Genomic DNA, 25,112 nt, shown 5'->3' with positions numbered 1-25,112 from the left:
CCCCGATAATGGCGCCAACAGGCAGGGCGGACCACGAGGGATCACCATGACCACCAGCGGCAGTTTCGCGGTCGTCGACCGGGCGGCGCTTTCCGGCTCGGAGCGGATCGACTGGGTCGACTACGCCAAGGGCATCTGCATCGTCATGGTGGTGATGATGCATTCGGTGCTGCGGGTCGAACTGGCCGCCGGGCAGACCGGCTACATGCACGGGCTGGTGGAATTCGCCAAGCCGTTCCGCATGCCGGACTTCTTCCTGATCTCCGGCCTGTTCCTGGCCCGCGTCATCGATCGCGACTGGCGCACCTATCTCGACCGCAAGGTGGTGCACTTCGTCTATTTCTACGCGCTGTGGGTGACCATCCAGTTCGCCTTCAAGGCGCCGGGCCTTGCCGCCGAGCACGGCGGCTGGGGCGGGGTCGCAGCGCTCTATCTGCAATCCTACATCGAGCCGTTCGGGACGCTGTGGTTCATCTACATGCTGCCGGTGTTCTTCATGCTGACCAAGGCGCTGCGCCGGGTGCCGCCGTGGCTGGTGTGGGGCGTCGCGGCGCTGCTGGAGACCGCGCATATCGTCACCGGCTGGACGATGATCGACGAGTTCTGTTCGCGGTTCGTGTATTTCTATTCCGGCTATTTGTTTGCCACGCAGGTGTTTGCGCTGTCGGACCGTGCCCGCGCAAAACCCGTGCTGGCGCTGGCGGGCCTCGTCGCCTGGGCGCTGGTCAATGGCGCGCTGGTCCATGCCGGTATCAGTGGATGGCCGGTGGTGTCGCTGGCGCTTGGCTTCGCCGGCGCGGTGGCCATCATCGTGGCGGGAACGCTGCTGGCAAAAATGCAGTGGCTGCAGTTGCTGCGTTTCTGCGGCGAGCATTCGATCGTGATTTATCTCGCCTTCTTCCTGCCGATGGCCACGGCGCGGGTGTTGCTGCTGAAGTTCGCTTCGCTCGACATAGGCACCATCGCGCTGCTGGTCACGCTCAGCGGCATCATCGGCGCGCTGATTATCTGGCGGCTGGCGCTGCTGGTCGGCGCGACCTTCCTGTTCGAGCGGCCGGAGAGGTTCTGGATCGCGCCAAAGCGCAAACCCGCAGCACTGCAGCCGGCGGAGTAGCGGCTCACATCGCGTTCGGGGGGCGGTCCAGCTTCACGCCATCCTTCAGCGCCGCCATCCTGTCGCGAAAACCCTGGGCGTCGCCGAAATCGGCGAAGCCGACGTAATGCGGGTGCGGGCCCAGCATGCGGCGGGCGTGTTTGATCGGGCACCAATAGATCTCGGTGCGCGCGGTGACCTCGCGGACGAAGCCGGCGACGCCATTGCAATAGGAGCAGTAGGCGCAATTTATCTTCTCGATGATGTTGAGATAGGCCAGATGGTGGCGGTCGAACACGAGGTAGTCGCGGCGCCGCACCTTGGGGATGCCGTAGACCGGAAAGCAGATCGCCTGATAGGCCATCACCATCAGGTCGACCAGCACGAAGGGGACGATCAGCGAATAGATCACCGGCGCGGTCAGCACGATCAGCGGATTGGCGTTGAACAGATATTTCGAGGCCCGCACCTTGATGGCGCGCTGCAGCTCCTCGATGCTCCGGTCGAATACGATTTTGCGGTTCTCGATGTGGAAACGCAGCTCCTCGCGCCGCCGCGACAGTTCGGTCTCGATCTCGGTCTCCACCGCCTTCATCTTGTCCATCAGTTCGGCGAGTTCGGGCATCGGGGGTCTTCCTGCGGGCGATATGGTCGTTCAGGGGCTCATGGAACTGCCGTGGATGCAAGGTTCCTTACACTCAACTGTCGTCGCCCGGCTCGACCGGGCGATCCAGTAAACACCGGCCGGCGTGTACTGGATCGCCGCTTTTCGCGGGCGATGACAAAGGAGTTGGGGGTGTCTTTCCCCGCCAAAAATCCCTAAATTGCCGCCATGCCGAAAACCTCAGAAACCGCCGCCGCCCAGCCCGTCGCCGCCAAAGCCCTGTCGAAGGGCGACCATGTCTTCCTGGTCGACGGCTCCGGCTATATTTTCCGCGCCTATCACGCGCTGCCGCCGCTGACCCGCAAGTCCGACGGGCTGCAGGTCAATGCCGTGCTCGGCTTCTGCAACATGCTGTGGAAGCTGTTGCGCGACATGCCGCCGGACAACCGGCCGACCCATCTGGCGATCATCTTCGACAAGAGCGAAGTGACTTTCCGCAACAAGCTATATCCCGAATACAAGGCGCACCGGCCGCCGGCGCCGGACGATCTGATCCCGCAATTCTCGCTGATCCGCGACGCCGTGCGCGCCTTCGATCTGCCGAGTATCGAGCAGGGCGGGTTCGAGGCCGACGACCTGATCGCGACCTATGTACGCGAGGCCTGCGAACGCGGCGCCACCGCGACCATCGTGTCGTCTGACAAGGACCTGATGCAGCTCGTGACCGATTGCGTCACCATGTACGACACGATGAAGGACCGTCGGCTCGGCATTGCCGAGGTGATCGAGAAATTCGGCGTGCCGCCGAACAAGGTGGTCGAGGTGCAGGCACTGGCCGGCGACAGCGTCGACAATGTGCCGGGCGTGCCGGGCATCGGCATCAAGACCGCGGCGCAGCTGATCAACGAGTATGGTGACCTCGAAACGCTGCTGCAGCGGGCGGGCGAGATCAAGCAGCCGAAGCGGCGGGAGTCGCTGATCGAACACGCCGAGAAGGCGCGGATCTCGCGGCAGCTGGTGCTGCTCGATGATAAGGTGGTGCTCGACGTGCCGCTCGACGAGCTCGCGGTTCATGAGCCGGACGCGCGAAAACTGATCGCGTTCCTGAAGGCGATGGAATTCTCCACGCTGACGCGGCGCGTCGCGGAATATTCGCAGCTGGATCCAAGTGACATCGAGGCCGAAGGCGGTGTCGCTGGCAAGCGTCGCGACGGCAGCGACTGGAACGCCGGCAGCAATGCCCCCTCCCCCCTTGCGGGGGAGGGCCGGGAAGGGGGGGGCACCGGCTCCGACGCCGGCGCTTTGGGCTCACCCCCCTCCCCAACCCTCCCCCGCAGGGGGGGAGGGAGCGACCTCAAGGGTGGCACGTTCAGCGCGCACACCACGGGCCAGGGCGACAAGCAACAGCTCACCACGGTTGCCTTTGCCGCCGCGCGCGCCGCCGCTGCGCGAAAGACCCCGGTCGATCGCGAGGCCTACAAGCCCGTCCGCACGCTCGATGATCTCAACAGATGGATCGCGCGCATCCACGATACCGGCCATGTCGCTTTCGAAGCCAAGGCGTCATCGATCGATCCGATGCAGGCCGATCTGGTCGGCATCGCGCTGGCGCTGGGGCCCAATGATGGTTGCTACGTGCCGCTGAACCACAAGCAGTCCGGCGACGCCGCCGGCCTGTTCGCGTCGGGGCTGGAGCCCGACCAGATCAAGGCGTCGGACGCGCTCGACGCGCTGCGGCCGCTGCTGGAGTCCGCGGGGCTGCTGAAAATTGGCTTCAACATCAAATTCACCTCGGTGCTGTTCGCGCAGCACGGCGTCACCATCCGCAATCATGACGACGTGCAGTTGATGTCCTATGCGCTCGATGCCGGGCGCAATGCACACAGCCTCGAGGCGCTGGCGGAAGTATGGCTCGGCCACAAGATGCTGAGCTACGGCGAGGTGATCGGCTCCGGCAAGGCCAAGGTGGCGTTCGACCAGGTCACGATCGACCGCGCCACCGCCTATGCCGCGGAAGATGCTGACGTGCTGCTGCGGCTGTGGCGCGTGCTGAAGCCGCGGCTGGCCGCTGAGCACATGACCACGGTTTACGAGACGCTGGAGCGGCCGCTGATCTCGGTATTGGCGCGGATGGAGCGGCGCGGCATTTCGATCGACCGCCAGGTGCTGTCGAGATTGTCGGCGGATTTCGCGCAGACCGCCGCGCGCATCGAGGCCGAGATCCGCGAGATCGCCGGCGAGGAAATTAACATCGGCAGCCCGAAGCAGCTCGGCGATGTGCTGTTCGGCAAGATGGGCCTGCCGGGGGGCTCGAAGACCAAGACCGGCGCGTGGTCGACCTCGGCGCAGGTGCTGGATGAGCTGGCCGAGCAGGGCCACGAATTGCCGCGCAAGATTCTCGACTGGCGGCAGGTCTCGAAACTGCGCTCGACCTATACCGACGCGCTGCCGAATTACGTGCATCCGCAGACGCACCGCGTCCACACCACCTACGCGCTGGCCGCGACCACCACCGGGCGGCTGTCGTCGAACGAACCCAACCTGCAGAACATTCCCGTGCGCACCGAGGACGGCCGCAAGATCCGCCGCGCCTTCGTCGCAGCCCCCGGCCACAAGCTGGTATCGGCGGATTATTCGCAGATCGAGCTGCGGCTGCTGTCGGAAGTCGCCGACGTGCCGGCTTTGCGCACCGCGTTCCAGGAGGGCATCGACATTCACGCGATGACGGCCTCGGAAATGTTCGGCGTGCCGGTCAAGGACATGCCGGCCGATATCCGGCGTCGCGCCAAGGCGATCAATTTCGGCATCATCTACGGCATCTCGGCGTTCGGCCTCGCCAATCAGTTGAGCATCCCCCGTGAGGAAGCCGGCGCCTACATCAAGAAGTATTTCGAGCGCTTCCCCGGCATCCGCGCCTACATGGACCAGACGCGGGATTTCTGCCGGTTGCACGGCTATGTCGAGACGTTGTTCGGCCGCAAGTGCCACTACCCGGACATCAAGGCGTCGAACGCCTCGATTCGCGCCTTCAACGAACGCGCCGCGATCAATGCGCGGTTGCAAGGCACCGCCGCCGACATCATCCGCCGCGCCATGGTGCGGATGGAGGAGGCGCTCGCCGAGAAGAATCTGTCGGCGAAAATGCTGCTGCAGGTGCACGACGAACTGATTTTCGAGGTGCCCGACGACGAGGTCGCGGCGACCTTGCCGGTGGTGCAGCACGTCATGCAGGACGCGCCGTTTCCGGCGGTGCTGCTGCATGTGCCGCTGCAGGTCGATGCCCGCGCGGCGAACAACTGGGAAGAGGCGCATTGAGGTTCGTAGCCCGGATGAAGTCGCCGCGCCGCTTCAGCGGCGCGTCGACGCAATCCCGGGGGGAGAGCTTCAATGGAAGCGCCGGCCCCGGATTGCGCTTCGCTTCATCCGGGCTACTGCATCAATCCAGCTTCACCTCGAAACCGCGCTTCACGCCAGGGCGCGCCATCAGCGTTTCGTACCAGCGCGCCACATGCAGGAAATCCGCCAGGTCGACCTTGTGGCGCTGGTGGCGCCAGACCCAGCCGAGGATTGCGAAGTCGGCGATCGACAGCTCATCGGCGACGAAGTCGTGGGTCGCCAGCCTCCGGTCGAGCACGCCGTACAGCCGGCGGGTCTCGTCGGAGAAGCGCTTCAGCCCGTAGGCGCGCTCCGCCTCGTTCTCCAGCGCGATGAAATGATGCACCTGGCCGGGCATCGGGCCAAAGCCGCCCATCTGCCACATCAGCCATTCATACACCGGGATCCGCTGCAGCAGCGGCTTGGGCAGGAATTTGCCGGTCTTCTCGCCGAGATAGAGCAGGATCGCGCCGGATTCGAACACGCTGACCGGCACGCCGTCCGGGCCCTCGGGGTCGACGATCGCCGGAATCTTGTTGTTCGGGCTGATCGCCAGGAAGTCCGGCTTCTGTTGTTCGCCCTTGGCGATGTTGATGGGGACGACGCGGTAAGGCAGCCCCATTTCCTCGAGCGCGACCGCGATCTTGCGGCCATTCGGCGTATTCCACGTATGCAGTTCGATGGTCATGCGGGCTCCCCGGGGGTTTAACGTCTGTAGCATCGCCGGCAGGCCCGGCCAAATTGACCTGCATCTATTGCAGATCGTGCTTCGGCGCTGGAATGTCTGCGCCGTGGGGTCTAGATTGCCGCGACTTCATGGAAAGAGATTACCTTGACCAAATCAGCCGCCCGCGCCCGCCTGTTCGACATCATCCGTGAACGCTCGTTCGGCTATGGCGAGATCACGCTGGCCTCGGGCCGTACCAGCAACTTCTATTTCAACCTGAAGCCGACGATGTGCCACCCCGAAGGGGCCGCGCTGCTCGCCGAGCTGACCTATGACGCGCTGCGCGAGGACAATCTCGATTACGTCGGCGGGCTGGAAATGGGCGCGGTGCCGCTGGCCGGCGCCATCGCGCAATTGTCTTGGCTGAAGAACCACCCGATTTCGGCGTTCTTCGTCCGCAAGAAGCCGAAGGAGCATGGCGCCCGCCTCGCCGTCGAAGGTCTCACCAAGGGCGAGACGCTGGAAGGCAAGCGCATCGTCATCGTCGAGGACGTCACCACCACCGGCGGCTCCGCGGTCAAGGCGCTGGACGCGGTGCGCGAGGCCGGGGGCAATGTCGTGCTGGTCTTTACGATGGTCGATCGCGACGAGGGCGCCGCTGAGACCTTCGCCAAGGCTGGCGTGGAATTCCGCTCGCTCTATAAGGCCGGCGAATTCCTCAAAGGATGACGGGTCACGCGCAGCTTGACGGCGCGGCGCTGTCGCTGTGGTGGGGATTGCTGCTGCTGTCGATTGCGATCGGCTGGTGACGCATGCCGACGGCACGCCGAACATCTCCGCCTACTTCTCGCTGACCGGCGCGCTGTCCTCCTTCCTCGACAATGCCCTGACCTATCTGGTGTTCTTCGAATTCGCCGGCGGCAATGCGAAATTCCTGATGACCACTGGGACGGCCATGCTGGCGGCGGTCTCGGCCGGCGCGGTCTTCATGGGCGCCAACACCTATATCGGCAACGCGCCGAACTTCATGGTCTATGCGATCGCGCGATGCCGGCGTCAGGATGCCGAGCTTCTTCGGCTACATGCTGTGGTCCGGCGCCATCCTGATGCCGGTGTTCCTGTTGACCAACTGGGTATTCTTCCGATGAGGGAAGCTATGGCGTCGGCTCTCCCTCCACGGAGAGAAGGAACGGGGCTCCGCGGTGCCTCGCCTGTAAACCTCTCATTTACCATACCGATGTAGGCTGACTTCGCGTGGGGCGGTGTCCGCCCGGCCTTTAGTGCGTTGCGGAGTTGGCGTTGCGTCACAATCGGAAATTGTCGCGGAAATTCGCGCGTCCCGGCCTGTTCGCCGCCATCGTGCTCGGCCTTGCGCTGTCATTGACGCCGAACCTGGCGGCCGCCGAAGGCTTTTTCGACTTTCTGTTTGGCGGCGGCCCGCCGCAGAAGCAGCAGCCGCGCCGCGGCGCGCCGCCGGAAACCAATTTCTTCGCCGATCCGTTCGGCCTCAACACCCCCGCGCCTCCGCCGCCGCGCCCGATGGCCAGCAGCGGTGGCGGCAGCTCCGGCCCGTCCTTCTGCGTGCGCAGCTGCGACGGCAAGTATTTTCCGCTCGGCCGCACCGCCAGCCCGGCGCAGATGTGCCAGGCGTTCTGCCCGGCCAGCCCGACCAAGGTGTTTTTCGGCAGCACCATCGAGGGCGCCTCATCGACCAATGGCGAGCGCTATGCGGAGTCCGAGAACGCCTTTGCCTATCGCAAGGCGCTGCGCGCCGACTGCACCTGCAACGGCCGCGATCCCGCCGGCCTCGCGCCGGTCGATCTGACGCTGGATTCGTCGCTGCGCCCCGGCGACGTCATCGCGACGTCGAGCGGGCTGGTGGCGTTTTCCGGCGTCCGCACCGGCAACGGCCAGACCGCCGAATTCACCCCGGTGGCGTCCTATCCCGGCCTGACGGCGGACGTCCGTTCCCGGCTCGGCGAGATGAAGGTCGCCCCGGTCGCTGCCGAAATGATCGGCCAGGAAGCGTTGCCCGACACCCCGGCCGTGACCAATGTGCCGAAGAGCGCTCCGGTGGCCCGTCCGGCAAAGCGCGCCGAGCTGCCCTGATCAGCGCCCGACGATGACGCCGATCACATTCGGCGCCGCCAGATACCTGTCCTCGATGGCGGCCCGCGCCGCGGCGCGGTTTTCCGGGGTCAGCAGGCCGCGCTTCTCGGCCAGGATCATCCAGCAATAGCCCCACCAGTCGGTCAGCATGCCGTCATCGTCGATCAGGTCGTAGCCCTGTTCGGCGGCAAAGATCCGCGCATGGGCCTCGTCCAGCGAATCCAGCCAGGCGTGGTCGTCCAGCGTGAACAACTCATCGCTGACGTCGTCGGTGGTGTAGCCCCACACCGACAGGCAGACCGCGTTGAACTCGCGGTCGATCTGGTCGTCGTCGATCCGGTACTGCCGCGCGACCTGATGCAGCCGCGACAGCGATCGTGCGAAGTCGGCAATCCGGGTCAGGGCGAACTGGTCAAAGGCAATGGTGGACATATGGTCCTCACAAGCTGGGACAGGCGCTAGATATGGAGGGCGGTGGCCGCCGAATCACGATGGTATATCAGTGACTTGCTAAAGTGTTCTTAATTTGTTCCTATATATTTTCGTTCCGGCAAGCGAGCATCGCGAGCGCAAGCCGAGGCGCAATTGAATGAGTTGCCCATTCCGCAGGCAGGGGGGTGGCAAAAGCTCTGCAGGGGGCCGGGTTCCTGATAGGGGCAAAAGCGCGTATGCTGGTCGCCTGAAACACAGCATCGGGGATTGTGCGATTGCCAGACCAGACCATGCCGGCGAAATTTGAGCCCCACCATGCGCCGCTCGACGAGCTGGCGCTGGCCGAGATCAAAAGCGCCATCATCACCAAGCTGACGCTGTCGATCGGCAAGGAAGCCTCGTTCGCGACGCGCCATGACTGGTACAAGGCTGCCGCGCTGACGCTGCGCGACCGCATGGTGCATCGCTGGCTGGTGTCCGAGAAGGAGAGCTACGACAACGGCGCCAAGCGGGTTTATTACCTGTCGCTGGAATTCCTGATCGGCCGGCTGTTCACTGACGCGCTCAACAATATGGGCCTGCTGCCCTTGTTCGAGGCCGCGCTCGGCGATCTCGGCGTCGGTCTCGACGATCTGCGCAAATCCGAACCCGACGCAGCCCTCGGCAATGGCGGCCTGGGCAGGCTCGCCGCCTGTTTCATGGAGAGCATGGCGACGCTGGCGATCCCGGCGTTCGGCTATGGCATCCGCTACGATTTCGGCCTGTTCCGGCAAGTCATCTTGCATGGCTGGCAGCAGGAATATCCCGACGAGTGGCTGGGCTTCGGCAATCCCTGGGAGCTGCAGCGGCCGGAGGTCCTGTACCACGTCCATTTCGGCGGCAGCATCGAGAGCATCGAGGATGGCCGCGGCCGCACCAGCGTGGTCTGGCATCCCGGCGAGACCGTGGAAGCGGTCGCCTATGACACGCCGATCGTCGGCTGGCGCGGCCAGCACGTCAACGGGTTGCGGCTGTGGTCGGCGCGCGCGCCGGACCCGCTCAAGCTCGACGTGTTCAACACCGGCGACTATCTCGGCGCCTCCGCCGAGCAGGCGCGCGCCGAGGCGATCTGCAAGTTCCTCTATCCCAACGACGAGAGCGCGGCGGGCCGCGAACTGCGGCTGCGCCAGGAATATTTCTTCGTCTCCGCCTCGCTGCAGGATCTGGTGAAGCGGCATCTGGAGTCCGACGGCAATCTGCGTGGCCTGGCCAACAAGGCCGCCGTGCAGATGAACGACACCCATCCGTCGCTGGCGATCGCCGAGCTGATGCGGATCCTGGTCGACATCCACAATATGCGCTGGGACGCTGCCTGGCAGATCACCAACGCGACCTTGAGCTACACCAACCACACGCTGCTGCCCGAAGCGCTGGAGACCTGGCCGGTCGAACTGTTCCAGCGGCTCTTGCCGCGCCACCTGGAGATCATCTACCGCATCAACGAGGCGCATCTCGACCGCGCCGACGCCAACATGCCGGGCGACACCGCGTTCCGCGCTTCGGTCTCGATCATCGACGAGGGTGCGGGCCGCCGCGTCCGCATGGGCAACCTCGCCTTCATCGGCTCGCACCGCATCAACGGCGTCTCGGCGATGCATTCCGAATTGATGAAGGAGACCGTGTTCCACGATCTCAACCAGCTCTATCCCGGCCGCATCACCAACAAGACCAACGGCATCACCTTCCGCCGCTGGCTGATGCTCGCCAATCCGAAACTCACCAACCTGCTGCGCGCGACCTGCGGCGAGGCGGTCCTGGACGATCCGACGCGGCTGACGCGGCTGGAGGCCTTTGCCGGCGATGCGGCGTTCCAGCAGGAGTTCGGCCGCGTCAAGCTGCACAACAAAATCGCGCTGGCGCGCGTGATCGGCGAGAAGCTTGGCATCCAGGCCGATCCCAGCGCCCTGTTCGACGTGCAGATCAAGCGCATCCATGAATACAAGCGGCAGCTTCTGAACCTGCTGGAGACCGTGGCGCTGTATCAGGCGATAAAGGACGAGCCCGACAGGGATTGGGTGCCCCGCGTGAAAATTTTCGCGGGCAAGGCGGCGGCGAGCTATCGCTACGCGAAGCTGATCATCAAGCTGATCAACGACGTCGCCGAGGTCGTCAACAACGACACGACCATTCGCGGCAAGCTCAAGGTCGCGTTCATGCCGGACTACAATGTCAGCCTCGCGGAGATCATCATTCCCGCGGCCGACCTGTCCGAGCAGATCTCCACGGCCGGCATGGAAGCCTCCGGCACCGGCAACATGAAGCTGTCGCTGAATGGCGCGCTGACCATCGGAACGTTGGACGGCGCCAATATCGAGATCCGAGACCAGGTCGGCCCGGAGAATATCGCGATCTTCGGCATGGACGCCGCCGAGGTCGTGGCGCGCCGCGCCCGCGGGCTCGACGCCTCCGACGTGATCGGCAAGTCGCCGAATCTCGGCCGCGCCATCACCGCGATCGAGCGTGGCGATTTCTCGCCCGACGATCCCGGCCGCTTCCTGTCGGTCGGCCACGCGCTACGCCACCTCGATCATTACGTCGTTAGCGCGGATTTCGATTCCTATTGGGACGCGCAGCGCGGCATCGATGCGCGCTGGCAGGTGCCATCGGCGTGGAGTCGCGCCAGCATCCTCAACGTGGCGCGGATGGCGTGGTTCTCGTCGGACCGCACGATCCGCGAATATGCCGAGGACATCTGGGACGTGCCGGTCGCCGGCGAGCCGCCATCGTCGCTGGCGCTGCCGCATCTGCGCAAGGGCAGCTAGCAAATTACGGCGTGACGAGATGCGCTGATTTCCATCAGCGCATCTCGAACAGTTCCTGATGAAACTGCGCCGCCGGCAGGCCACGCCCGATCATCGCGTTACGCAGCGAATTGCCGAAGCCCGCCGGGCCGCAGAACCAGATATCGGACTCCTTCCACGCCGGAATCCATTCTGCCAGGCGATCCAGCGTCAACAAGCCGTCGCGGGGCGCCACCACCATGTGGAATCCGACGCCGGCCTTTGCGGCCAGCGCACCGATCTTCTCGATAAACGTCCCGGAAGGAGCGCCGGTACAGTAGATCAGGTCGATGTCGCCGTCGTGATCCGCGGTCGCCAGGGCTGCCAATCGGGCAATGAACGGGGTAATCCCGACGCCGCCGGCGACCCACACCTGACGCGGTCGCTCGCCCGCAAAATCGAACCGCCCGTAAGGCCCCTCGATCGTGGCTTCCTGACCGACCGTGAGTTGGTGGGGCAACGTCCGCGTATAATCGCCAAGCCCCTTGATGCTGAACAGCAGCCGTCCGTCGTTCTGCCACGCCGACGAGACGGTGAACGGATGCGCGCCCTCGCCGTCGCCAAAGCTGACGAAGGCAAACTGGCCCGCATGGTGCCCGGGCCATGCGGTCTCCAGACGTACCGCGACGTCGAGCACCGCATTTTCCTCATAGCGGGCCAGCGATTCAATGCGGCCGACCGATTTGCGCGTGCTGCCGATCCGCCGGAACAGCGCCACCAGCGCGGCGGCGCTTCCGCCGGCGAGCAGCAAAGCGAGTACGGGCCCGAGCGGCATCAGCCAATAGCTGCGGTCGATCAGGATGACGGCGTGAAACACCAGCACCAGATAGATCGGCGCCATCAGGCGATGCGTCGTCAGGAAAGACCGGTAGGGAAACCGCTTCCACAGCGCCAGCACCACCAGCGCCAGCAGCAAATAGAGGCTCCATTCGCCGAGATCGACGGCGATGTCCTTGAGATCGCGAAATGGATCGAAACCGGTGACGACCTCTGCGGCCCGTGGTGGCCGCGCCGGGCGTGTCAGCCAGCCGAGCTGCGTCAGCCAGCCCGGGCCGACTTCGAGCAGCCAGTGAACCACCGCGAGGCTGAGAGCGGTAACGCCAAACCATTTGTGCAGGCGATAGAACCTGTCCAAGCCGCCGAGCGCGCTTTCGATCTGCACCGGGCGCGCCGCCAGCATGACGCCGAGCGACATCGATCCCATCGCGAGCACGCCGGTCAGGTAGATCAGCGCCTTGCGCCACACCCAGAAATCGCCACTCAGCGTTCCATCGGGAACGCTGACGAACCACAGCCCGGCCAGCAGGCCGAGCGATATCGCGACGACTAGCCAAAGTCGGTGGATTTGCATGATAATGCCTCGAAACGGCAATTGTCATCCAGCCGACGCCCCGGCGCATTGATCAAGCACAAACGGCGATCGCCCTCGTTGCGCGAATCTGGGCTGCTTCCGCTACAACGGGCAACTCGATCGGCCTGCCTTATTCTCCGGCGCGCAACTCGCGAGCGAGCGGCGCGAACATATCGGCGGGCTGCGCGGCGGGCCGGGTGGTTGCCGGCGCTTCCGCGGGCTCCGTCTTGCTGAAATCCAGCTCCTCGATCCGTCCGGCGCGTTTCTCGATCTTGTCGGCGGAGATCAGGATCTGGCGGACGTCTTCATTGGCTTGCCCAAAGTGCGTCTGCAACTTCAGCACGCGGTCGCGCAGCCGGCCGAGATCGTCGCCGAGATTCATCACCTCGGTGCGGATCTGGTCGGCGGCGTCGCGCATCCGCGCGTCCTTCAGGATCTGCTGCATCACCTGGATCGCCAGCATCAGCAGCGACGGCGACACCAGCACCACGCGGGCGCGATAGGCCTTCTGGATGATGTCGTCGAATCCGTCGTGGATCTCCGCGTAGACCGATTCCGACGGCACGAACATCAGCGCGGTGTCCTGGGTCTCGCCGGCGATCAGGTATTTTTCGGAGATGTCGCTGACATGTTTCATCACGTCGGCGCGCAGGCGCTGCGCGGCGTATTTCTTTTCCTCGTCAGAGCGCGCGTCGTGCAACGCGGTGACGGCTTCCAGCGGAAACTTGGCGTCGATGCACAGCGGCCGCTGGTCCGGCAGGAAGATCACGCAGTCCGGCCGCTTGCCGGAGGACAGCGTGTGCTGGAACGCATAGGCGCCGTTCGGCATGCCGTCGCGCACGATGGTTTCCATCCGCGCCTGGCCGAACGCGCCGCGCGACTGCTTGTTGGCCAGCACGTCGCGCAACGTGGTGACCTGTGAGGTCAGATCGGTGAGGTTCTTGTGGGCGCTGTCGATGATGCCCAGCCGCTCATGCAGCACGCGCAGGCTGTCCATCGTGTGGCGGGTCGACTGCTCCATGCTTTGCCCGACCCGGTGGGTCACCGAATCCAGTCGCTCGCTTACCGCGCGGGCCATTTCGGCCTGTCGCCCGGCCAGCGCCTGGCCCATCGCGTCGACCCGGCCGGTAGCGACATTCTGCGCCTGCAGCATTTCGCTGAACCGCTCCTCGAGTTCGTCGGCGCGGATCGCCTGCGCCATCGCCAACATGGCACCGCGGCGACCGGAGCGGGCGATGACGATCGCAATCACCAGCAACAGCAGCAGCACGGCTGCGGCAAAGCCGATCAAGGCGGTGGCGGAGCTGATCGGCGTGTCGCCGAGCATGAAGAGGGTGTCATCCATCGGGCTACCCTAGCCGATTCGCGGCACTTTAGAACGAAGCAGGAACGTTTATGGATAACCAAAGGCTAACCAACTTGGTTAACGATTCCTGAAGAAACGCGGTTAACAGATCCTTAAAAGCGATGGTTAACAGCGCGTTAAACTGCCGCGAGGGCTGGGGCGGATTGACCCCGGCAGGCCGTCGCATTACATCGCCGGCATGGCCATTCGTGAAATCATCGTCCTGCCGGACAAACAGCTCCGCCTCGTCTCCAAGCCGATCGAAAAGGTCACGGCGGAGGTACGCAAACTCGCCGACGACATGTTCGAGACCATGTATGACGCGCCGGGCATCGGGCTTGCCGCGATCCAGATTGCGGTGCCGCTGCGTCTCATCACCATGGACCTTGCCAAGAAGGACGACGAGGACGGCGGCAAGAAACCGCGAATCTTCATCAATCCCGAGATCGTCTCGGCGTCCGAGGAATTCTCGGTCTATGAAGAAGGCTGCCTGTCGATCCCGGAATATTACGAAGAGGTCGAGCGCCCGGCGAACGTCCGCTTCCGCTATCTGGATATCGACGGCAAGTTGCAGGAAGAGGACGCCGATGGCCTGTTCGCCACCTGCATCCAGCACGAGATCGACCACCTCAACGGCGTGTTGTTCGTCGACTACCTCTCCAAGCTGAAGCGCGACCGCGTGCTGAAGAAGTTTACCAAGCTGGCGAAGCGGGCGGAGTAGGCTCCTCCCGATCTCGCGCACAGATCGGCTCGCAATATGTCGCTACGTTTGATCTTCATGGGCACGCCGGATTTCGCGGTGCCGACGCTGCTCGAACTCGTCGCCCATGGCCACGAGATCGTCGCGGTCTATACGCGGGCGGCAAAGCCGTCCGGGCGCGGCATGAAGCTGCAGCCGACGCCGGTGGAGCGCGAGGCGACACGGCTCGGCATTCCCGTTCTGACGCCGACCACGCTGAAGACGCCCGAGGCCGAAGCCACCTTTCGCGCGCACAAGGCGGATGCGGCGGTGGTGGTCGCCTATGGCATGATCCTGCCGCAGGCCATTCTCGATGTGCCGGAGTTCGGCTGCTTCAACCTGCACGGCTCGTTGCTGCCGCGCTGGCGCGGGGCGGCCCCGCTGAACCGCGCCATCATGGCGGGTGATGCCGAGAGCGGCGTCATGGTGATGAAGATGGATGTCGGGCTCGACACCGGCGACGTTGCGATGGCCGAGCGCATCAGTATCACCGAGGCGATGACCGCGGAGGATTTGCACGACGCACTGGCGCCGCTCGGCGCCGACCTGATGGTGCGCGCGATCGGCGCGCTGGAGCGCGGCCGATTGCAGCTCAGCCCGCAGAGCGAGCAAGGCGTGACCTACGCCGCCAAGATCGACAAGGCCGAGGCCAGGATCGACTGGACGAGGCCGGCGCGCGAGGTGCTGCGCCACATCCACGGCCTGTCGCCGTTTCCCGGCGCTTGGTGCGAGGTGCCGCTCGACGGCGAACCGACACGGGTCAAAATCCTGCGCTGCGCGCTGGCCGAAGGCGCAAGCGCGCCGGGCGACCTGCTCGACGGTCAGCTCACCATCGCCTGCGGCGACGGAGCCATTCGCCTCATCGAGCTGCAGCGCGCCGGCAAGCAGCCGATGAAGGCCATCGACTTTCTGCGCGGCACGCCGCTTGCGCCGCCGCTGCGGCTGTCCTGATGCCACGCTACAGGCTGCTCATCGAATATGACGGCGCGCCGTTTTCCGGCTGGCAGGTGCAGGACAATGCGCCATCGGTGCAGGGCGCGCTGGAAGACGCCGTGATGGCGATCTGCGGTGAAAAGGTTCGCGTGCACGGCGCTGGTCGCACCGATGCGGGCGTGCATGCGCTGGGCCAGGTCGCGCATTGCGATGTCGCCCGGCCGTTCGTGCCGGGCCGGCTGCGCGACGGGTTGAACGCGCATCTGCGGCCGCATCCGATCGGCGTGCTGTCGGCCGACATCGTCGCCGACGACTTTGAGTCACGCTTTCACGCGACCAGACGGCATTACGTCTATCGCATCGTCAATAGGCGGGCGAATCTGGCGATCGATCTCGGCCATGTCTGGCGCGTGGCGCGGCCGCTCGATGCGGACGCCATGCACGAGGCGGCGCAGCGGCTGATCGGCAACCACGATTTCACGACGTTTCGCGACACCGAATGCCAGGCCAAGTCGCCGCAGCGCACGCTCGACCAGCTCGACGTGGTCCGCGACGGCGAGGCGGTGAACATCGTCACCTCGGCGCGTGCCTTCCTGCACAGCCAGGTGCGCTCGATGGTCGGCTCATTGGTATGGGTCGGCCACGGCCGCTGGAGTGCGGATGATCTGGCGGGGGCCCTGGCCGCGAAGAGCCGCAACGCCTGCGGCCCGGTGGCGCCGCCGGACGGGCTGTATCTGATGAAGGTGGATTACTAGTTTCTCCCAGGCGCTGAACCGACAGGTGCGCTCCTCGACCTCTCCCCACCGGGGAGAGGTCGACCGGCGAAGCCGGGCGGGTGAGGGGGCTGGCGACATCGATCATCCTGCGCCCCCTCACCCGGAGCCCTCGCTATCGCTCAGGCTCCGACCTCTCCCCGATGGGGAGAGGTGAAGGAAAGCCCTTCGCCTACAGCAGATGTTTCACCGCATCCCAGAACAGCTGCTGGCCGTCCGCGACGTTGGCGGTCCAGTGCTCGTGCGCGAAATCATTGGCGTCGTCGGTGATGAACTTGAACGCCCGCCACGGAATGTTCTGGTGCCGGCACACCGAGGCCAGCGCGAACAATTCCATGTCGACGATGTCGACCCGGTTGGCGGTCAGCCAGGGATCGGACGCGGTAACGAAACTGTCGCCGGTGCCGCAGATCACGTCGCCATGGCCGGACGACAGCCTATCCAGCTCCGTCGCATAGGGCGTGGTGCCGCGCGGCGCCAGCGGCTCGGCGTTCATGTCGCGCTGGATGACATGCGCGACCTCGACGAGACCGCGCAGCGATGACGTGATCTTGCCGGCGGTGCCGTAGTTGATCACCAGCGCCGGCTTCTTCGCCTGCACTGCCAGCAGCGTGGCGATCGTGGTGTTGATCTTGCCCACGCCGGTGAACCGGACATCGACGCCTGCCGGCGCGCGCGCGGTGTCGAGTTCGGCATCGAGCGCGGTGAGGATGAGAATGCTCATGCGAAGTATCGATCCAGCACGCCGCGATAGATTTTTGTGAGCTTCTCCAGGTCGGAGACGGACGTGCGCTCGTCGACCTGGTGCATGGTCTGGCCGACCAGGCCGAATTCGATCACCGGGCAATAGCGCGTGATGAAGCGCGCGTCCGAGGTGCCGCCGCCGGTGTTGAGATCGGGCCGGCGGCCGGTGACCTCTTCGATCGCGGCAGACACGAGGTCGGTAAAGGCGCCGGGCTGCGTCACGAAGCTGTCCGCGTTGCACGGCTCCCAGACGATATGCGCCTTGACGCGGTTGCCGACGGCGTCGGCCAGCCGCGCGTCGATCAGCTCGCGCAGGCTGGCTTGCGTGTGGTGATCGTTGAAGCGGATGTTGAAGCGGGCGCGCGCCTGCGCCGGGATCACGTTGCTGGCAGTGTTTCCGACATCGACGGTGGTGAATTCGAGATTAGATGGCTGGAACTGGGCGTTGCCCGCATCCAGCGGTTCGTTGCTCAGCGCCACGATCAATACTGCGATATCCGGCACCGGATTGGAGGCGCGGTGCGGATAGGCGACGTGGCCCTGCACGCCGTCAACGATCAGCGTGCCGGACTGCGAGCCGCGGCGACCGATCTTGATGGTGTCGCCGATAACCTCAACATTGCTGGGCTCGCCGACAATGCAGTGGTCGAACTTTTCGCCGCGCTCCGCGGCCCACTGCAGCAGCTTGACGGTGCCGTTGACGGCAATGCCTTCCTCGTCGCCCGTGATCAGGAACGAGATCGATCCCTTGGGCTGCCCGCCGTTCGCTGCAAGATAATCCAGCACGGCGGCGACGGAGGCGGCGATGCCGCCCTTCATGTCGACCGCGCCGCGGCCGTACAGCAACCCGTCCTGGACGTCGCCGGCGAACGCGCCGTGCGTCCACGCCGCCTCGTCGCCGACCGGCACCACGTCGGTATGGCCGGCGAACGAGAGATGCGGCGTCTGCGTGCCGATGCGGGCATAGAGATTGTCGATGTCGGCTGCGCCCGGTTCGCTGAAGGTGACGCGCTGCACGGCGAAGCCGGCGGCACTGAGCAACCGCTCCAGCACGCCGAGCGCGCCGGCGTCCGCCGGTGTTACCGACGGACAGCGCAGCAGCGCCTGCGCGATGGCCAGCGTGTCGGCCATCAGTCGCGCAGCAATTCGTTGATGCTGGTCTTGGAGCGGGTGCGCTCGTCGACGCGCTTGACGATCACGGCGCAGGCCGTCGAGGGGCCGATCTCGCCGTTCTGCATCGGCTTGCCCGGCAGGTTGCCCGGCACCAGCACGGAATATTCCGGCACTTCGCCGATGAACACCTCGCCGGTGGCGCGGTCGACGATCTTGGTCGAGGCGCCCAAAAACACGCCCATCGCCAGCACGGCGCCCTTGCGGACGATGACGCCTTCAGCGACTTCCGAGCGCGCGCCGATGAAGCAGTCGTCCTCGATGATCACGGGGCCGGCCTGCAGCGGCTCCAGCACGCCGCCGATGCCGACGCCGCCGGAGATGTGCACGCGCTTGCCGATCTGCGCGCAGGAGCCGACCGTCGACCAGGTATCGACCATCGTGCTCTCATCGACATAGGCGCCGAGATTGACAAAGGACGGCATCAGCACGACGTTCTTCGCAATATAGGCCGAGCGGCGCACGATGGCGCCGGGCACGGCGCGGAACGCGGCGTCGCGAAACGCGTTCTCGCCCCAGCCGTCGAATTTCGAGGGCACCTTGTCCCACCATGACGAGCCGCCGGGGCCGCCCGGGATCGCGGTCATGTCGTTGAGCCGGAACGACAGCAGCACGGCCTTCTTCAGCCACTGGTTGACCTTCCAGGTGCCGTCGGCCTGGCGCTCGGCGACGCGGGCCGCGCCCTTGTCGAGCAGATCGAGCGCGTAGTCGACGCCTTCGCGGACTTCGCCCTGGGTCGCGGCATTGATGGTGTCCCGCGCCTCAAAGGCGACGTTGATGGTGGATTCCAGGGCGGATAGCGACATCGGAAATTCCTCGGGATGGAGCGGAGCCGGACAGGCGAATTGAGCGGCTTTTGTCGGGATTTGACGGGGGAGAGTCAAGGTGAACTGTTCCTTCCCTCTCCCCTTGTGGGAGCGGGTGGACGCGCGTAGCGCGGCCGGGTAAGGGGGCCGCAAACTCGGAGCTTTATCTCTACCCCTCATCCGACGCGGCCTTCGGCCGCGCCACCTTCTCCCACAAGGGGAGAAGGAAGAAAACTCACCGCGCCTCGTTCAGTCGCGTCAGAAACCCTGTCAGGTCATCCGTGACATGATCGACGAATGTGGCGTCGCGGCCTTCCAGCTCCCAGTCTTCGCGCACCACGTCCTGGCCGCCTTCGGGGACCACCAACACGGTGGTCATGCCGAGGTCGTGCGGCACCACCAGATTGCGCGACAGGTCCTCGAACATCGCGGACCTCAAAGGATCGACGCCGTGAAGCTTGAGGAATTTGTCATAGGTCTGTGGCGCCGGCTTCGGCTCGAGGTCGGCGGCAATGATGTCGAAGATCGCCTCGAACTGACCGGCGATGCCGAGCCGTTCCAGCACCTTGCCGGCGTGGTCGACCGAGCCATTGGTCAGGATCAGTTTTCGCCCGGGCAGCAGCGCGATCTCGGCGCCCATCTCCGGGTTCGGATCGAGCGGCGAGTGGTCGATGGCGTGGACGAAGGCGAGGTAGTCGTCGGCATGCACGCCATGCTCGGTCATCATGCCGCGCATCGTGGTGCCGTAGCGCTTGTAATAGTCCTTCTGGATCTTGAAGGCCTCCGCCGGCGGCACCTTGAGATAGGTCGAGACGAAGTCGCGGATCCGGTCGTCGACCTGCTGCCACAGATTGACGTGGTGCGGGTACAGCGTGTTGTCGAGATCGAACACCCAGGTCTCGACATGGGTGAAGGGGCGGCTCTGCTTCGGCTCGGTCATGGTATTCCCGGTTGTCGCGAGAGTTTCGTCCGGCGCGCCTGCGCGCGCCGGACGAAACGCTACTTGTGGATCAGCGTGCCGGTGCCCTGGTTGGTGAACAGTTCGAGAAGCACCGCATGCGGCTGCTTGCCGTCGATGATCACCACGCCCTGCACGCCCTGTTCGAGTGAATAGATGCAGGTTTCGACCTTCGGGATCATGCCGCCGGAGATAGTCCCGTCGGCGATCAGTTTGCGCGCGTCCTTGATCGACAGTTCGGGGATCAGCTTCTTCGACTTGTCGAGCACGCCCGGCACGTCGGTCAGAAGCAGCAGGCGCTTGGCCTTCAGCGCGCCGGCCACAGCCCCGGCGAAGGTGTCGGCGTTGACGTTGAAGGTCTGGCCGGAGGCCGAGGTCGCCAGCGGCGCCAGCACCGGGATCAGTTCGTAGCCGATCAGCTGGTTGAGCAGGGTCAGGTCGACCTTGTCGGGTTCGCCGACGAAGCCGAGATCGACCACGCGCTCGATATTGGAATCGGGATCGACCATGGTGCGGGTCGCCTTGGTGGCGGTGACCATGTTGCCGTCCTTGCCGCACAGGCCGACGGCCTTGCCGCCGGCCTCGTTGATGTAGCCGACGATCGTCTTGTTGATCGAGCCGGCCAGCACCATCTCGACGATCTCGATGGTGGCGGCGTCGGTGATGCGCAGGCCGGCGGCGAATTCCGACTGGATGCCGAGCCGCTTGAGCATGGTGGCGATCTGCGGACCGCCGCCGTGCACGACGACCGGGTTGATCGCGGTCTGCTCGAGCAGGACGATGTCGCGGGCGAACGCCTTGGCGGTGTCCTCGGCGCCCATGGCGTGTCCGCCATATTTGATGACGATGGTTTCTTCGTCATATTCCTGCATATGCGGCAGCGCTTCCGACAGGATGCGGGCCTGATCGAGCGGACTGATGTTCGGCGCGTCGGTCATGAAGCGGGTCTCACTGGGCCAATCTGCGGCGCGTTCTAGCGGATTGAGGCCAGCGGTGCAAAGGCAGGTGGGCTACCTTCCTTCTCCCCTTGTGGGAGAAGGTGGCACGGCCGGAGGCCGTGACGGATGAGGGGGCGCGGCGGGCGCCGAGCTTGCCGCTACCCCTCACCCGTCTCGAACGCTTCGCGTTCGATCCACCCTCTCCCACAAGCGGAGAGGGAAGGAAGAGCAGCACTCAGACCTTGCGCGGCCACGCCGCGGAGACCGCCAGCGCCAGCCAGCTGGCGATCAGCAGCATGCCGCCGGTGGGGGCGGCCATCGGGAACAGGCCGGTGCCGGCATATTGCCGCATCACCAGGTCGCCGGCGAACAGGGCTGTCGCGACAACGAAGCCGATCGCGGCAGCAAGGCCGATCTGCAGATGCACCACGCCGCGCTCGATCAAGGCCACGGTGCCGATCACGGCGGTGGCATGAAACAGCAGCATCATCGAGGCCGAGGCCAGCCGGGTCGCATCCGGCTGGTGCGCGGCGGTGGCGGCGAGGATGACGCCGTCGGCGCCCATCACGCCGGCCAGGATAATCAAAATGCGGAAAGCGCCCGTGCGGGTCATCAGCTGCGCTCGCCGAGCAGGCGCACCATCGCGGCGCGCAGCTCGGCCATGCCGGCGCCGGTGCGCGAGGATGTCACCAAGAGCTCCGGGAACGCCGCCGGATGCTTCAACAGCGTGGTGCGAACCTGCTCGGTGGTCGCCTCCAGCTCGGATTTCTTGACCTGGTCGGCCTTGGTCAGCACGACCTGGTAGCTGACAGCGGACTTGTCTAGCGTCTTCAGCACGTCGAGATCGACGTCCTTGAGGCCGTGGCGGCTGTCGATCAGCACATAGACGCGCGCCAGGTTGGTGCGGCCGAGCAGGAAATTGTGGATCAGCGAGGTCCAGGACGCGATCTTGACCTTCGGCGCCGAGGCGTAGCCGTAGCCGGGCATATCGACGAGGCGCATGCCGGACTTTTCCGGGCCCTCGAAGAAGATCAGCTCCTGGGTGCGGCCCGGCGTGTGAGAGGTCCGCGCCAGCGCGTTGCGGCCGGTCAGCGCGTTGATCAGGCTGGACTTGCCGACGTTGGAGCGCCCGGCGAAGGCGACCTCGACGCCGGCCATCGGCGGCAGCGTCTCGATCGAGGGCGAGGCCCAGATGAAATTCCATTCGCCGGCAAACAAGAGCCGGCCCTGTTCGAGCATCTTCTTGTCTTCGATCAGCTTCGCATCGGTTTCCGCGTTCATGCGAAGGTTCCTCATTCGTCATCGCGGGCGAAACGAAACAATCCAGAATCGCCACGCGAGACTGGATTGCTTCGTCGCAAAGGCTTCTCGCAATGACGGGAGAAGCCTTTGAGTATGGTCGTTACGTCTTCTTCTCGGCCGGCGGCTTCTTGGCGAAGGTCGATTTCACGTTGTCGAACAGCTCCACTTTCACGCCGTTGCGGTTCATGATGTAGGCCTGCTGCAGCACCGAGAGGGTGTTGTTCCAGGCCCAGTAGATCACCAGACCGGCCGGGAAGCCGGCGAGCATGAAGGTGAAGATCAAGGGCATCCAGTCGAAGATCATCTTCTGGGTCGGGTCCGGCGGGGTCGGGTTCAGCTTCATCTGGAACCACATCGTGATGCCCATGATGATCGGCCAGATGCCGAGCGCGAGATAGTGGCCGAACACCGGCAGCTGGGTCGGATCGAACGGCAGCGCGCCGAACAGGTTGAACAAATTGGTCGGGTCGTGTGCCGACAGATCCTTGATCCAGCCGAAGAACGGCGCATGGCGCATTTCGATGGTGACGAACAGAACCTTGTAAAGCGAGAAGAACACCGGGATCTGCAAGGCGACGGGAAGACAACCGGCGATCGGGTTGATCTTCTCCTTCTTGTAGATCTCCATCATCTCCTGCTGCTGCTTCATCTTGTCGTCAGGATAGCGCTCCTTCAGAGCGGCGAGCTGCGGCTGCACGGCCTTCATCTTGGCCATCGAGGCGTAGGACTTGCTGGCCAGCGGGAAGAAGATGATCTTGACCAGCACCGTCACCAGCAGGATGGCGACGCCGAAATTGCCGAACAGGTGGAAGAAGAAGTCGAGCGCCAGGAACATCGGCTTGGTGATGAAGTAGAACCAGCCCCAGTCGATCAGGAGATCGAAGTGGTTGAGGTTGAGCGACTGGTTGTAGCCGCCGAGGCCGACCGCGAACGGGAAGTTGATGCCGACGCTGACGGCTTCCTTGGCGCCGGCGAACAGCCGGGCGTTGGCAGTGCCGGTGGCGCCGGCTGCGATGGTCTGGGCATCCTGCAGGTAGTCGGTCTGGTAGGTATGAATGTTGCCGACCAGATTGGACGAGAACTTGGCCTGCAGCTGCGCGGCGGGATCCGGCAGCAGCGCGGATGCCCAGTATTTGTCGGTGATTCCAAGCCAGCCGTTGGTGACCTTGAAGTTGACCGCCTTGGCTTCGTCGATCTTCTTGTAACCGTATTCCTGCAGGCCCTGGTCGCCGAGATAGCCGACGAGGCCTTCATGCAGGATGTAATAGCCTTCGACATGCGGCGTGCCGTGGCGCGAGATCAGCGCGAACGGATACAGCGTCACCGGCGCGGTGCCGTTGTTGATGACGTCGTCCTTGACGGTGAACAGATAGCGGTCGTCGATCGCGATGGTGCGGCGGAAGGTCTGGCCCGCGCCATTGTCGTATTTCAGCGTCACGGGGCTGGTCGGCGTCAGGCTGCCGGTGCCTTCCTGGGTCCACTGCGTCGTCGCATCGGGAATCTTGACGGTCGAGCCGGCGGCGGCGACCCAGCCGAACTCGGCATAATAGGGCGCGGCGGTGCCGGACGGCGAGAACAGCACGATGGCCGGCGATTTCGGATCGACGGTCTCGCGGAACTGGTTCAGTGCGACGTCGTCGATGCGCCCGCCCTTCAGCGAGATGCTGCCGGAGACGCGCGGGGTTTCGATCTTGATGCGCGGGGCGGCGGCAATGGCGGCGTCGCGGCTGACGATGGTCGCGGCGGCCGGCTGCTGGCTGGCGGGAGCTGCGCCCGGCGCCGGGGGATTGGTGGTGGCCGGCGGCGAATTGGCCGGCGCCGCGCCCGGCTGCGGGGTCGGATTGGCCAACTGGCTCTGGATCTGCTGCTGCGCGCGCTGCCGCTCCATCTGCGGGATGTTGTAGAAATATTGCCAGCCGATCAGCACCAGACCGGACAGAATGACGGCAAGGATGGTGTTGCGATTGTCAAGCATCGTTCAGGTCTCGTCATTCATGCGGGTGCGGCTTGGGCTACCGGCTGCGCGCTTGTCGCAGACTGGAAGGTTCAGGTCACGCTTGGTCTAGAAGATTGCAATTTCGCAGTTTGCCGGTCGAGGCGTTGCAGCGCCACGCGGAGATCGTCGAGCATGGTCGAAAAGTCGCGGTTGAGCGCGACACGACGGCCGACTAGCACATAATCGCTGTGAGGTCGCATGGATACGACATCGGCGCGCTTCACCAGTTCGCGAAGCCGGCGCCGAATCCGGTTCCGCTCGGTGGCGGTTCCGTTCTTCTTGGTCACGGTGAAGCCGACCCGGACCGGGCCGTCATCATCGCGAAGCCTGCTCTGCACGACAAAGGCAGGGCTGTTCATCCGCGGCCCATTGGCAACGGCAAGAAAATCCGCCCGCTGCCGCAACCGATCCATGATGAGATCTCGGGTAAAAAACGCCCGATCAGGCGCTGAGGCGCTTGCGACCACGCGCGCGACGCGCAGCCAGAACCTTGCGGCCGCCAACAGTCGCCAAGCGAGCGCGGAAGCCGTGACGGCGCTTGCGCACCAATTTACTGGGTTGATAAGTCCGCTTCACGGGTAGTTCTCCGCTGACCGGGCAATTCGCCGATTAATTGAGGTGAGTCCTGATGCTGGCCCAAACGAGCCGTGTCCGGCCACAAATGAGCCGCCCCGGTCAGACCGGGCCATCGCGGACAGTTGGCGGGCTTATACGGGAGCGTCCTGTTTTCGTCAATCTTGCCCTGCAGGACGCAAGCCGATGCTGGCTGCCACGGATTATACCGATTCTGGCGGTGTTTATAGGTCGCTGGTGACGGCATCTTTGCCGTCTTGCCAGCAAAATTCGGGCGGGGCGACGCAATGATGGCCATTAATGCTAAAATATTGGCATCGAATCGCCGTGTCGTTCGTATCTCTCCCAGACGCCATGTTTCATCGTGAACTCCGAGGCAGGTCCT

The 25,112-nt window shown here is 64.7% G+C and carries 23 protein-coding genes and 1 pseudogene; 9 read left to right on the top strand and 15 right to left on the bottom strand.

What is annotated here, in order from left to right:
• The first annotated feature begins 46 nt into the window (after nucleotides 1-46).
• Complete coding sequence (locus FNL56_RS25295; RefSeq protein ID WP_143578397.1) at nucleotides 47-1,114, top strand: acyltransferase family protein; 1,068 nt, start codon at nucleotides 47-49, stop codon at nucleotides 1,112-1,114.
• Between the two features lie 4 nt (nucleotides 1,115-1,118).
• Here FNL56_RS25295 and FNL56_RS25290 read toward each other — a convergent pair whose 3' ends face one another.
• Nucleotides 1,119-1,718: a hypothetical protein gene (locus tag FNL56_RS25290; RefSeq protein ID WP_143575582.1), complete on the bottom strand. Its 600-nt coding sequence runs from the start codon at nucleotides 1,716-1,718 to the stop codon at nucleotides 1,119-1,121.
• A gap of 207 nt (nucleotides 1,719-1,925) precedes the next feature.
• Here FNL56_RS25290 and polA point away from each other — a divergent pair, with 207 nt between their 5' ends.
• Nucleotides 1,926-5,012 carry a DNA polymerase I gene (gene polA, locus FNL56_RS25285; RefSeq protein WP_143575581.1) on the top strand — a complete coding sequence of 1,029 codons (3,087 nt, stop codon included), beginning with the start codon at nucleotides 1,926-1,928 and terminating at the stop codon, nucleotides 5,010-5,012.
• A 121-nt stretch (nucleotides 5,013-5,133) separates the two neighbouring features.
• Here polA and FNL56_RS25280 read toward each other — a convergent pair whose 3' ends face one another.
• Nucleotides 5,134-5,760, bottom strand: coding sequence for a glutathione S-transferase family protein (locus tag FNL56_RS25280; protein WP_143575580.1), 627 nt, complete (start codon nucleotides 5,758-5,760; stop codon nucleotides 5,134-5,136).
• Nucleotides 5,761-5,904: 144 nt separating this feature from the next.
• Between FNL56_RS25280 and pyrE the strand changes: the two genes are divergently transcribed.
• The 3 genes and pseudogenes from pyrE to FNL56_RS25265 all read left to right on the top strand — a co-directional run bounded on the left by pyrE (nucleotide 5,905) and on the right by FNL56_RS25265 (nucleotide 7,848).
• Nucleotides 5,905-6,468: an orotate phosphoribosyltransferase gene (gene pyrE / locus FNL56_RS25275; protein WP_143575579.1), complete on the top strand. Its 564-nt coding sequence runs from the start codon at nucleotides 5,905-5,907 to the stop codon at nucleotides 6,466-6,468.
• A gap of 73 nt (nucleotides 6,469-6,541) precedes the next feature.
• A pseudogene (locus FNL56_RS25270) lies at nucleotides 6,542-6,887 on the top strand (sodium:proton antiporter); the annotation flags it as partial.
• A 151-nt stretch (nucleotides 6,888-7,038) separates the two neighbouring features.
• The gene (locus FNL56_RS25265) at nucleotides 7,039-7,848 is read left to right on the top strand and encodes a DUF2865 domain-containing protein (RefSeq protein WP_143575578.1); all 810 of its coding nucleotides are present in this window, start codon (nucleotides 7,039-7,041) and stop codon (nucleotides 7,846-7,848) included.
• On the opposite strand, the gene FNL56_RS25260 is transcribed toward FNL56_RS25265, so the two are convergent.
• The gene (locus tag FNL56_RS25260; protein ID WP_143575577.1) at nucleotides 7,849-8,280 is read right to left on the bottom strand and encodes a hypothetical protein; all 432 of its coding nucleotides are present in this window, start codon (nucleotides 8,278-8,280) and stop codon (nucleotides 7,849-7,851) included.
• A gap of 290 nt (nucleotides 8,281-8,570) precedes the next feature.
• On the opposite strand from FNL56_RS25260, the gene FNL56_RS25255 reads away from it, so the two are divergent.
• On the top strand, nucleotides 8,571-11,081 hold the full coding sequence (locus tag FNL56_RS25255) for a glycogen/starch/alpha-glucan phosphorylase (protein ID WP_143575576.1): 2,511 nt from the start codon (nucleotides 8,571-8,573) through the stop codon (nucleotides 11,079-11,081).
• A gap of 34 nt (nucleotides 11,082-11,115) precedes the next feature.
• Here the strand turns inward: FNL56_RS25255 and FNL56_RS25250 are convergent, their stop codons facing one another.
• A complete protein-coding gene (locus FNL56_RS25250; RefSeq protein ID WP_143575575.1) occupies nucleotides 11,116-12,450 on the bottom strand; it encodes a ferredoxin reductase family protein in 1,335 nt (444 codons plus the stop codon).
• A gap of 130 nt (nucleotides 12,451-12,580) precedes the next feature.
• On the bottom strand, nucleotides 12,581-13,795 hold the full coding sequence (locus tag FNL56_RS25245; protein ID WP_143575574.1) for a DNA recombination protein RmuC: 1,215 nt from the start codon (nucleotides 13,793-13,795) through the stop codon (nucleotides 12,581-12,583).
• 199 nt (nucleotides 13,796-13,994) lie between these two features.
• On the opposite strand from FNL56_RS25245, the gene def reads away from it, so the two are divergent.
• Genes def through truA form a run of 3 tightly spaced genes read left to right on the top strand, consistent with a single transcriptional unit; the run spans nucleotide 13,995 to nucleotide 16,222 of the window.
• Nucleotides 13,995-14,516: a peptide deformylase gene (gene def / locus FNL56_RS25240; RefSeq protein WP_143575573.1), complete on the top strand. Its 522-nt coding sequence runs from the start codon at nucleotides 13,995-13,997 to the stop codon at nucleotides 14,514-14,516.
• Between the two features lie 36 nt (nucleotides 14,517-14,552).
• Nucleotides 14,553-15,485 (top strand): methionyl-tRNA formyltransferase, encoded by a 933-nt coding sequence (gene fmt, locus FNL56_RS25235; RefSeq protein ID WP_143578394.1) that lies wholly within the window; start codon nucleotides 14,553-14,555, stop codon nucleotides 15,483-15,485.
• Nucleotides 15,485-16,222 carry a tRNA pseudouridine(38-40) synthase TruA gene (gene truA / locus FNL56_RS25230; RefSeq protein WP_143575571.1) on the top strand — a complete coding sequence of 246 codons (738 nt, stop codon included), beginning with the start codon at nucleotides 15,485-15,487 and terminating at the stop codon, nucleotides 16,220-16,222. The genes fmt and truA overlap by 1 nt, the downstream gene beginning before the upstream one ends.
• A 190-nt stretch (nucleotides 16,223-16,412) precedes the next feature.
• On the opposite strand, the gene FNL56_RS25225 is transcribed toward truA, so the two are convergent.
• The 10 genes from FNL56_RS25225 to rpmH form a co-directional block, all read right to left on the bottom strand.
• Nucleotides 16,413-16,964 carry a phosphorylase family protein gene (locus FNL56_RS25225; protein WP_143575570.1) on the bottom strand — a complete coding sequence of 184 codons (552 nt, stop codon included), beginning with the start codon at nucleotides 16,962-16,964 and terminating at the stop codon, nucleotides 16,413-16,415.
• Complete coding sequence (gene dapE / locus FNL56_RS25220) at nucleotides 16,961-18,115, bottom strand: succinyl-diaminopimelate desuccinylase (protein WP_143575569.1); 1,155 nt, start codon at nucleotides 18,113-18,115, stop codon at nucleotides 16,961-16,963. The genes FNL56_RS25225 and dapE overlap by 4 nt, the downstream gene beginning before the upstream one ends.
• Nucleotides 18,115-18,960 (bottom strand): 2,3,4,5-tetrahydropyridine-2,6-dicarboxylate N-succinyltransferase, encoded by an 846-nt coding sequence (gene dapD / locus FNL56_RS25215; protein ID WP_143575568.1) that lies wholly within the window; start codon nucleotides 18,958-18,960, stop codon nucleotides 18,115-18,117. The genes dapE and dapD overlap by 1 nt, the downstream gene beginning before the upstream one ends.
• Nucleotides 18,961-19,195: 235 nt before the next feature.
• A complete protein-coding gene (locus FNL56_RS25210; protein ID WP_143578393.1) occupies nucleotides 19,196-19,900 on the bottom strand; it encodes a pyrimidine 5'-nucleotidase in 705 nt (234 codons plus the stop codon).
• 59 nt (nucleotides 19,901-19,959) lie between these two features.
• Nucleotides 19,960-20,856, bottom strand: coding sequence for an acetylglutamate kinase (argB, locus tag FNL56_RS25205; protein ID WP_143575566.1), 897 nt, complete (start codon nucleotides 20,854-20,856; stop codon nucleotides 19,960-19,962).
• Between the two features lie 235 nt (nucleotides 20,857-21,091).
• On the bottom strand, nucleotides 21,092-21,469 hold the full coding sequence (locus tag FNL56_RS25200) for a DUF423 domain-containing protein (RefSeq protein WP_143575565.1): 378 nt from the start codon (nucleotides 21,467-21,469) through the stop codon (nucleotides 21,092-21,094).
• Nucleotides 21,469-22,095 (bottom strand): ribosome biogenesis GTP-binding protein YihA/YsxC, encoded by a 627-nt coding sequence (gene yihA / locus FNL56_RS25195; RefSeq protein WP_365947511.1) that lies wholly within the window; start codon nucleotides 22,093-22,095, stop codon nucleotides 21,469-21,471. The genes FNL56_RS25200 and yihA overlap by 1 nt, the downstream gene beginning before the upstream one ends.
• Before the next feature lie 163 nt (nucleotides 22,096-22,258).
• On the bottom strand, nucleotides 22,259-24,133 hold the full coding sequence (gene yidC, locus FNL56_RS25190) for a membrane protein insertase YidC (RefSeq protein ID WP_143575563.1): 1,875 nt from the start codon (nucleotides 24,131-24,133) through the stop codon (nucleotides 22,259-22,261).
• A gap of 71 nt (nucleotides 24,134-24,204) precedes the next feature.
• On the bottom strand, nucleotides 24,205-24,567 hold the full coding sequence (rnpA, locus tag FNL56_RS25185) for a ribonuclease P protein component (RefSeq protein WP_143578632.1): 363 nt from the start codon (nucleotides 24,565-24,567) through the stop codon (nucleotides 24,205-24,207).
• A gap of 28 nt (nucleotides 24,568-24,595) precedes the next feature.
• Entirely contained in the window at nucleotides 24,596-24,730 is a 135-nt protein-coding gene (gene rpmH / locus FNL56_RS25180; protein ID WP_011471298.1) for a 50S ribosomal protein L34, read from the bottom strand.
• Nucleotides 24,731-25,112: the final 382 nt, after the last annotated feature.

This window comes from Tardiphaga sp. vice304, from assembly GCF_007018905.1.
Classification (GTDB): domain Bacteria; phylum Pseudomonadota; class Alphaproteobacteria; order Rhizobiales; family Xanthobacteraceae; genus Tardiphaga.
Note: the sequence above shows the minus strand (reverse complement) of the source record. Positions and strands in the feature narration are given on the sequence as shown.